The following is an 8,821-nucleotide window of genomic DNA, read 5'->3' as shown; positions in this document are numbered from 1 at the left end:
TGGACACTTTATCCTGTGCGGCTGATTTCGCGGGAGAAAAAGGGGATATAAAATGCCAGATCCGCTCACTGCTGGCCATGATTAGCGTTTATACTTTTGCCAACGATTTAAAAAAAGTGAGAGAAACAGCCGACCGAATCCCGGTGGCCGCCTCGCTTTTGAAGGACTCCTGGTCCCGTGGGGTAGTGCTGGTTGCGGCATTGGGGCGGGCAGCCTGGGGGGACAATTTACGGCAGGGTGTCTGGTTAAGCTGGCTGGCCGACAAAACTAAACTGGATTCCGAGTCGCGAATGGCCCATTTAATTTTTTCCTGCATTATACAGTACCGGCTGGGCAATCTAACTTCTGCCAGGATGTTGATCGAAAAAGCTCTCGCCGACCCCTATGTGCAGGAAAATGAGCGCTGGACCGGCACGGCTTATGCCATTTATACGGTTATCTGTGTGCTTGACGGAGACCTTGAGAAATTGGTGGAAATTTGTGATGAATTGCTGCGCCTGGGACAAAAATACAATGTACCGCACCAATTAGGGATTGCTCACCGCCGCCTGGCCCTGCTGCACATATGGGAAGGACGCCTGGATGAAGCACGAAAAGGATTTGAACTTTCCCGCAACGCCTTTATTCAGACTAACAATATTTTTTACGCCTATCTCATAGACCTAGATCTGATTTTATTGCGCATAAACGCAGGAGAAAACGCCGGGGACCTGCTCCCGGAGGCACAGTATGCGCTGGACAAGCTTAAAGCTCTTCCAGGTGGACAGGGCTTGGACGATTACGCCCTATCGGTGGCAGGAATTATCGCCATGGAAGCCGGTCAGCTCGAACTGGCCCGGCAGCGATTTGAGGAAGTTAGCCTGAGATGCAAACGAAAGGGTTCCAGGCAGGTCCTGGCCGGCACCCAGTTGTTCCTGGCCCGGCTGTCTCTCTTGCAGGGTGATGACGGTGCAGCAGATGGATACCTGCGTAAAGCTCTGGACGCTGCCGAAGCAGAAAAATGGGAGTATTTTTGGGATTGGCATGCCGAAACCGTTTATAGCCTTTGTCGGCGGGCGCTGCTTAAGAACATCCATCCAGCATGGGCGGCACGTATCCTCCGGCGCTGGTTTCCACAACGTACGCGTGAAGAGGCCGGCAGCCTGTTGGTATACCCGGACGAAAGTGTGCGAAACTGTATCGCCGAACTTTTACAAGATGTAGTGCAGGAAACCGGGGTACCGGTTGTGCATATAAACTGCCTGGGTGATTTCCGCGTTTTTGTTAACGGCGTCGAAATTCCCCCATCCCAGTGGAAGACCAAAAAAGCAGAGAACCTGTATAAGTTTCTGATTGCAGACAGGCGGCAACATCTTAAGGAAAAAGTTATCGAAGAGTTGTGGCCTGAGTCAGACCCCAAGTTAGGGGATGGCAGCCTGAGAATGGCTTTAACCCACGTGCGTAAAGCCCTTGGCCTGAATGATAGCGCAAGCGAAAGCGTAATCCTCAATCGTGGGATAATTTACCTGAACCCGGAAATAGAAATATATACCGATTACGAGTTATTCACTGCAATTGCCCGAAGCGCTCTGGAAGACACCGATACTGATAATCCGGCTATTGTAGAACTTTTGGAACAGGCTATCGAACTATACCGGGGAGATTTTTTGCCGGATAATATATATGATGATTGGTCTACCGACTTGCGTGCCCAACTACACCAGCTCTATCTGCAAATCCTGTTAAAGCAGGTTGAATCTTACCGCCAGCGGGGTAAGCTAACCCCAGCCATACAAGCCTGCCATCGTTATCTAGCTCTGGAACCGGCCGATGAACCGGTAAGCAGAAAGACAATGGAATTGCTATGGCAGAGTGGGCAAAAGCTGCAGGCTTTGTCCCTGTATCAGGAACTGGTCGCTGCCCTGGCAAAAGAGTATAGCATAATCCCATCTGCAGAAACTAACAACCTGTATGAGAAAATCCGCTGCAGTTAAGAAACTGGTTCCTACTGCAAATCGACTATGGCTGGTATCTTAAAAAGCCGATTCAACTGCGCCCATCATTAGCCGATATAAATACCTGGGACAAATAATAAAAAGGTTCTTAACTATAAATCGTGGATCATGTACAAGAAACTATTTATTCTCGCAACTTTAATAACTTCCCTTGTCGTGATAAGCGGCTTAATCGGGTTTCGGATTATCAACGACGCCGACACCGTAGAGGCCGGTCAGGTAAGGGCGCTCTCCGTCCTTAGAAATGTCGACGGCATCTATTCCCACCTGAGCAAATTTGAGAAATCTGCATACGTGTTCCTTGCAGACAACGATCCCGCTATACAAACAAATTTCTGGACCGAGTATAAAAAAGCCGTGGCCGATATCGATAAGCAGGTAATCCCACTACACAATGGCGACTGCAAATCATGCCACAAAGCATTTCTAAGCATCGGTTCAGAAGTCAAGGCTCTAAGGGCCAACCTTACCCTAGCGGATAATAACGGGCTGGCCGGTGGCGGTAAAAACCTTGAGTACGAACGCCTACTGAAGCGAAACATAGCGACCCTTGAACGGGACTCCAAGCAGATCAGCAAGCTTGCCCAAACCGAGGAAAAAAACTCTGCCGTTGAGACAAAAAAACTGCGTCTGGAAGCCGATGACAACAAGCGTGTTGCCAGAGCCCACCGGCTTGTCGATCGGACGCAATCAATTAAGCACTATATAGGCGTCCTTAAAGAAGGCATAAAAGAACACGATTCCGCCCGGGTTCAGCTAGGGCTTAACCATCTCTCAGAATTGGCGAAATCCAAACCAGTTGAACCGCCACTTAAAGGCGATTGTTTTTCATGCCACCAGTCGATAGCCGGCCTGCCAAAACAAGCCGCAAAGATATCGGCTTCGGCCCGTCAGCTGTTTGCAACGGCACCCGCAAGCCCTGCACGTCGACTGGCGCAGGGTAAGTTTGACTCATCGCTAAAGCAATTCAATACATCGATTTTAAGAATATTGCAACTGGCACGAGAGGACTCTTCCCGATCAATGCGCAAGGCCGATGCGGTTCGACAGCAATTAAAGCTTTTTATGATCGAACTAGATATCGCGGTCGTCCTAGCGTTCATAACAGTCGCCTTCATCCTCGTACGGTGGGTCCGCAAGCGTCTTGCTGCGTTTGGTAATGCCATCGAGGCAATCTCAGACGGTAACTACTCGTATATATTAAGCATTACCTCAAACGATGAGATATCGGAGTTAGCCCATACATTTAATCTCATGGTCGGAAAAGTACGCTCCTCACAGGAGACGCTTGCTTCACTCAATCAGGAGCTTCGCGAACTTCACTTAAACACCGTTAAGGCGTTTGTCGAGGCCATCGAGGCAAAGGACCCGTATACCAGAGGACACTCGGAAAACGTCGCGAGATATTCTCTTCTTCTCGGCCAAGAGCTGGGATTCTCAATCGATGAGCTCGAGGAATTACACGTCGCCGCGCTGCTTCATGACATCGGCAAAATCGGTATACGCGAGGAAATCCTTTTTAAGCCCTCGTCGCTAACGGATGAGGAATACAAACAAATTATGGCGCATCCTGGCATCTCGGCTCAGATCGTGGGCAGCATTCCCAACCTGGCAAACATCGCCACCATGATCCGCCATCACCACGAGCATTATGATGGGCGCGGCTACGCCGAAGGGCTGGTTGGCGAAAGCATCCCGTTGGGCGCCCGTATACTCGCGATCGCCGATTCGTTTGACGCCATGACCAGCGACCGCCCGTACAGAAAAGGCTGTGGTGCAGAAGAGGCGCTTAACGAGATAAAGCGCTGTGCCGGTACTCAATTCGACCCCGCGCTAGCTGAGGCCTTTATAAAGGTAATGGATAATGCCGACATGAGTGATTGGGGTGATTTATTATCAATCGCTTAACCGGCTTATTGCGGATAAATGAGAAAGCGCAATGCATATATAGCAAGCTCCAAGGCAGCAGATTCGCGATCGATTTCACCTTTCTTGGATTGCGTGCTGCAATCGTAGGGATTTTTGCCATAGCGCTAGCAAGCGGTATGATCGAGCCTTCACGGCAATTTCTTACCTGGCTCGGTGCATATGCGGCCACCACTCTTGTATTAATGGTCGCAAAAAAAGAATTCTGCCGGTTCTCCTGGTCGTGCTTGCTGATAATAATTCCCGATGCTTTTTTTGTTATCAAGATGCTCACCAGTCTCGGCACCCTCGAGGTTTACCTGGTGTACGCGTACTTCATCCTTATTGCGCTCTCCTCGCTGCAGCTTGGGCTAAAAGGCGGCGTAGCGACGGCGGCGTTTATCTCCATTTTTGATTATATTTATACGAAACTACCCTCAGGGGGCCCTTACTTGTACAGCCCAATCGTATTGCGAATAGGGCTAGTATGGCTTGGCGCCCTGGTTGTCGGGCTCAGTTTCCGCCGGCTCGCGGAAAACCAGAAGAAGATCCAGCAACTGAACGACGAGCTTGATAGCAAGGTGACCGTACTGGTCAGCGCAAGCCGCGTGTTGGGCTCGATAAACGACCTCAATAAGCTCATCCTCTATTTCCAGGAAACAATCGGCCGGATCTTCGGCATGGACGAGCACGCCCTGGTTATAAAATCTGAGCACCATATCGACCCGATCGTTATCTCCAACATAGGCGTCAATGAGACCGGTCTTTCCGAGAACCTATTTAAGATCAATAAAGAGGCACTAACAGCGGGCGCAGAGTTTAAAAACCTGGGCCTCGCAATAGGTGCGACTCATAAAGGAACGCAAGGCTTGTATCTGCTGTTTATCAAAAGTAGCGAACTACAAGCCCTCTTAGCCGATAAGGATGTCTTCAATACAACCTTTAGCCAGTTTATCTTGGCGATCGATAATGCCTTGCTTATGCGCAAGGCGAGGGAAGCCTCCCTTACCGACCACCTTACAGGTCTTTACAACCAGCGGTACTTCTACGAGCGAATGTCCGGTGAGGTAAAGCGGGCACAGAGAACCACGGATGAGCTATCGCTCCTCATCATCGACGTAGACAGCTTTAAGGCGTATAACGACCAACACGGGCACTTAAGCGGGGACAAAGCGCTCTCGATAATCGCCGGTGTTATTTCTGATTGCTGCCGGGAGACCGATGTGCCGTGCCGCTATGGTGGCGAGGAATTCGTGGTTATCCTGCCCGATTCGAATAGCAAGGAAGCAAGCGTTGTCGCAGAACGGATCATACAAGATGTCCGCAGTGCGCCCTATCCGATCACTGGGGGCAACCGGTATGATACCCTGACGGTAAGTATCGGAATCGCGAGCTATCCGAACCAGGGCACAGAGCCATTGGATATCATCGAGCAAGCTGATAGGGCCCTTTACAGGGCTAAATCACTCGGCAAAAACCGGGCCGTCACAGCACGAAAAAAGAGGGCGGATGCAAACAATGGCAGGCAAAGAAAGCTAAGGGGTGCATAGTGGGATTCTCACAAGAACTCCAGGTACTTCTAGACGGTGTTATAGACTCACTGGTTAAGTGGGATCTCATCGCATACCTGCAGAAGAACCCAAACGACCGCATATCCGGCGAAGAGATCGCCAGCTTCATCGGACGAAGCGTCGATGAGGTAATGCAGGCCCTCTCCGAACTCTCGGACAGCGGAATCATCCAGTATGAAGACGATGGAGAGGCAATCTACTACCGGTTCCATCCGGGCAAGCAATGGCAAAGACATATACAAGCGTTTACCGAGGGTCTGTCGGATAGAAACACGCGCTGGCTGATCCTTAATTATTTAATAGAAAAGCACGGCCTTCAACAAGGATAACGAGGAGGAACAGTAAATGGAACTTTTAGAAGGAATCAAAACCAGAAGAGCGATCAGGAAATTTAAGAAACAGGAAGTGCCGAAGGAAGTAATAGAGCGCTTACTCGAGGATTCCAGGTGGGCGCCGGTTGTCGCCGCCTTCAAGGGCTGGGATTTTGTAATCGTAAAGGGAGAGATGCGCGACCGTTTGGCAGACCTTCTAACACAAAACACGGTCATTCTTCGCGACCTGTTTGCGATGATGGACCCGGACAGCGAGAAAAAAGCGCTCGAGTATTACAGAAATCTTGGTGATGCGCCAACCCTGATGTTTGTAACTATTCCAGAGCTACCGGAGGAGCAGCGCTGGGAGTATTCGTTTCAAGTTTTGACCGCGACAACCGAGTTCATGCAGGTCTGGCTGCTCGCACATCGTGAGGGGCTTGGCGCCTGCGGTATTACGGTGCCCCCTTACATAGGAAAGCAGATACAAGAAGAACTCGGCCTTGAAGGCCGCGAGATAATCTACGGCATGAGCTTAGGGTATCCGGATGAACAACCTGAAGCAAAACCGCACCCGCGCGTTAACGCAACCTATGTCGGCTATTAATCGCATTATTTGTTGTCGGTCTTTATAGGTAACCTTTAGGCCAAAGTTTCTCCTCTAACATTGTAATCCTCTTGGACAGGGCTCAAGGGGATTATTATATTTGTGGTAGTGGTGTTGAAATACGGTGTGACTCACTATAGAATCGTTCTGTGGAGAATTTTCAGATTGCACTCAACACAGGACAAGTTATAAATCTTTCCGACAGCCGAGGCGTCACTTGGCGCCTCGGCGTCAAACATCACCTTGCGGACAATCGAGTTCTCTGCGAGCTTCTCGACCTTGACATCAATCCGCCGGATAAAGCTGCCAGCGACCTCAAGCTCTCCGTTCCCCACGATGCCGGTGTCTACGTTATCGCAACCCGAATCGCCGAGGTATCGCGTGACGGCCGTGAATACAAGTTCCTGCTGAACAAAGAGTACCAGTTGGTCCAACGCAGGGGCTATTATCGCTTATCCGACCCGCACCTGCGCATCCAATGCCGGATCTACGGCGAAACGGTGGAGGATGTAACGGTTATCGACGTAGGTGGCGGCGGCGCGGCGCTAGCGATTCACTGGGGCCACCCGGTCAAGCTAAAAGAAGATCTCCCAGTCGGCCTCGACATCACCCTCCCCGAGGGCGACAAAATCAAGGCGCACGGTAAAACGCTTCGAGTCAGCGAATCAAACGACAAAAGTGGTTACCAGATAGGCATAACCTTCACCAAGCTCGACCGCGCCGACCGGGCAAAACTCATCAAATTCATCTTCGACGAGCAACTCTTAAGAAACAAAGAAGGCGGCCTGGAGCTGTAGCGAGCAGGGTGCAGTATATACTGTATTATACTCTGTTTCTATCCATTATATTAGCGTAGCAATAGCTAATTATACATATGTGTGCTTGTTTATACTCTTTTATAATCGCTTTTGTTAGAAGGATGTTAGGTAGAATTGGTTTAAAGGGATTGCTGTATTGGTGATTGAAGCCGTGTTATGTTAAAAGAATATACTAAGGTATTTATCATAAACGTAAGAACGATCGTATTTTCCTCTTTCATCTCTAGGACGTAGAATCTCAAGGCTTACAAATCGGTCAATAGCTTTTTGAGCTCCAGGACGGGAAAAACCAGTCCATTCCATAATGTTCCGAGTACCGATTATAGGACTGGAAAAAAGCTCGCGCAATATTAAAACTCCACTTTCTGATTCTCTTTTGGCAAGGGATTGTATTTTTGCCATATCGTCTTCACGAAGCTTAGTTATTTGCTTTGAAATATTAATTGACTCGTTGGCGGTTTCGATAACTCCGTCAAGGAAAAAATTAATCCATTTCTCAACCTGACCGTCATGATAGCCATCCAATTTGTTGTAATAGACTTTTTGGTGTTTTTTAAAATATGAAGACAGAAACAACACGGGTCTCTCAAGCAAATTCCAATGGCATAGCAACATAGTGATCAAAAGCCTACCTGTTCTTCCATTTCCATCAAGAAACGGGTGTATAGTCTCAAATTGGGCGTGTGTGAGAGCGATATGTAAAAGCGGTGGCGCCTGTAATTTTGCGTGTAAAAATTTCTCGAAATCATTTAGTGCAAGGTTCATCTCATCCACCGGAGGCGGCACAAATAGGGCGTTAGACGGTGTGGTGCCACCGATCCAATTTTGGGAATGGCGAAACTGACCAGGATCAGCAAAATGGGTAGTTCTAGCTCCCTTAATAAGTTGTGAATGGGTTTCGCGAATTAACCGAAGTGAAAGTGGAAATCCCTTAAGTCGCTCTGTTCCATAATGAAGAGCTTTTATGTAATACAAAATGTCGTTTGCATCAGTTTGTTGCGTAGCAATGCCTGCATCCATTTCAATAGCATCAACTATTGTTGCTTTTGTTCCCTCAATCTGGGCGGAAGAAGTGGCGTCTTTTACCACAAACATATAGAGGAAAAAATCGACGTCAGGTAGTGTGTGAGTAATTCCATCAAGTTTACCGATCAGACGATCTGCTTCAGCAGCTTTTATGAGAATATCTGGAGAATAGTTAAAGATGCCTTCTGGTGGAAAAGCTCCCGGTACAAAGGCGGAGAAGTCGTCTTTTTGTTGCTGATATCTACCGATTTCAATTTTCATAAGTTAGTTTCCTTTTACCATTAAGATGTAAACTATATTGCCATTTAGTTTACATTAAGTCAAGCAATGTAAACTAACTTATGAAAGTGGTGATGCCATAGAAATAGCCGATCAAAAGCTCTTCTTCTCCCAGCTAGCATCCCTGCTAGGAAATCTTCATACATTAGCAAGGTTCCTCTCAACTTATAGGGAATAAGCTTCGGCCCTTATATTCTGCAATCCTGTTAGAAGTTTGTTAGAAGAAACGCAAAAACCACCGGATTTCTACTCGGTGGTTTTACTGTTTAACCTGCTTATTACTGGTGGCCGGGGACGGACTTGAACCGCC

At 48.5% G+C, this 8,821-nt stretch carries 7 protein-coding genes; 6 read left to right on the top strand and 1 reads right to left on the bottom strand.

What is annotated here, in order from left to right; genetic code table 11:
* From ACYC56_RS09730 to ACYC56_RS09705, 6 genes are all read left to right on the top strand, one after another.
* A partial coding sequence (locus tag ACYC56_RS09730) for an AfsR/SARP family transcriptional regulator (RefSeq protein ID WP_461373985.1) occupies positions 1-1,973 on the top strand: 1,973 nt, incomplete at its 5' end.
* Positions 1,974-2,102: 129 nt separating this feature from the next.
* Positions 2,103-3,902, top strand: coding sequence for an HD-GYP domain-containing protein (locus tag ACYC56_RS09725; RefSeq protein ID WP_461373984.1), 1,800 nt, complete (start codon positions 2,103-2,105; stop codon positions 3,900-3,902).
* Positions 3,903-3,991: 89 nt separating this feature from the next.
* Complete coding sequence (locus tag ACYC56_RS09720; protein ID WP_461373983.1) at positions 3,992-5,449, top strand: GGDEF domain-containing protein; 1,458 nt, start codon at positions 3,992-3,994, stop codon at positions 5,447-5,449.
* Entirely contained in the window at positions 5,449-5,799 is a 351-nt protein-coding gene (locus tag ACYC56_RS09715; RefSeq protein WP_461373982.1) for an HVO_A0114 family putative DNA-binding protein, read from the top strand. Before ACYC56_RS09720 ends, ACYC56_RS09715 begins: the two co-directional genes overlap by 1 nt.
* 16 nt (positions 5,800-5,815) lie before the next feature.
* Positions 5,816-6,388, top strand: a complete 573-nt coding sequence (locus tag ACYC56_RS09710) for a nitroreductase family protein (protein ID WP_461373981.1) — start codon at positions 5,816-5,818, stop codon at positions 6,386-6,388.
* Positions 6,389-6,537: 149 nt separating this feature from the next.
* Positions 6,538-7,185: a flagellar brake protein gene (locus ACYC56_RS09705; protein WP_461373980.1), complete on the top strand. Its 648-nt coding sequence runs from the start codon at positions 6,538-6,540 to the stop codon at positions 7,183-7,185.
* A 180-nt stretch (positions 7,186-7,365) separates the two neighbouring features.
* Here ACYC56_RS09705 and ACYC56_RS09700 read toward each other — a convergent pair whose 3' ends face one another.
* Positions 7,366-8,493 carry a Fic family protein gene (locus ACYC56_RS09700; RefSeq protein WP_461373979.1) on the bottom strand — a complete coding sequence of 376 codons (1,128 nt, stop codon included), beginning with the start codon at positions 8,491-8,493 and terminating at the stop codon, positions 7,366-7,368.
* Between the last annotated feature and the right edge of the window lie 328 nt (positions 8,494-8,821).

This window comes from Candidatus Aquicultor sp., assembly GCF_054640775.1.
Note: the sequence above shows the minus strand (reverse complement) of the source record. Positions and strands in the feature narration are given on the sequence as shown.

What these genes read in the sequence shown, in the direction of transcription:
- ACYC56_RS09710 (WP_461373981.1), top strand. Translation starts at nt 5,816, where the DNA reads ATGGAACTTTTAGAAGGAATCAAAACCAGAAGAGCGATCAGGAAATTT.
- ACYC56_RS09725 (WP_461373984.1), top strand. Translation starts at nt 2,103, where the DNA reads ATGTACAAGAAACTATTTATTCTCGCAACTTTAATAACTTCCCTTGTC.
- ACYC56_RS09700 (WP_461373979.1), bottom strand. Translation starts at nt 8,493, where the DNA reads ATGAAAATTGAAATCGGTAGATATCAGCAACAAAAAGACGACTTCTCC.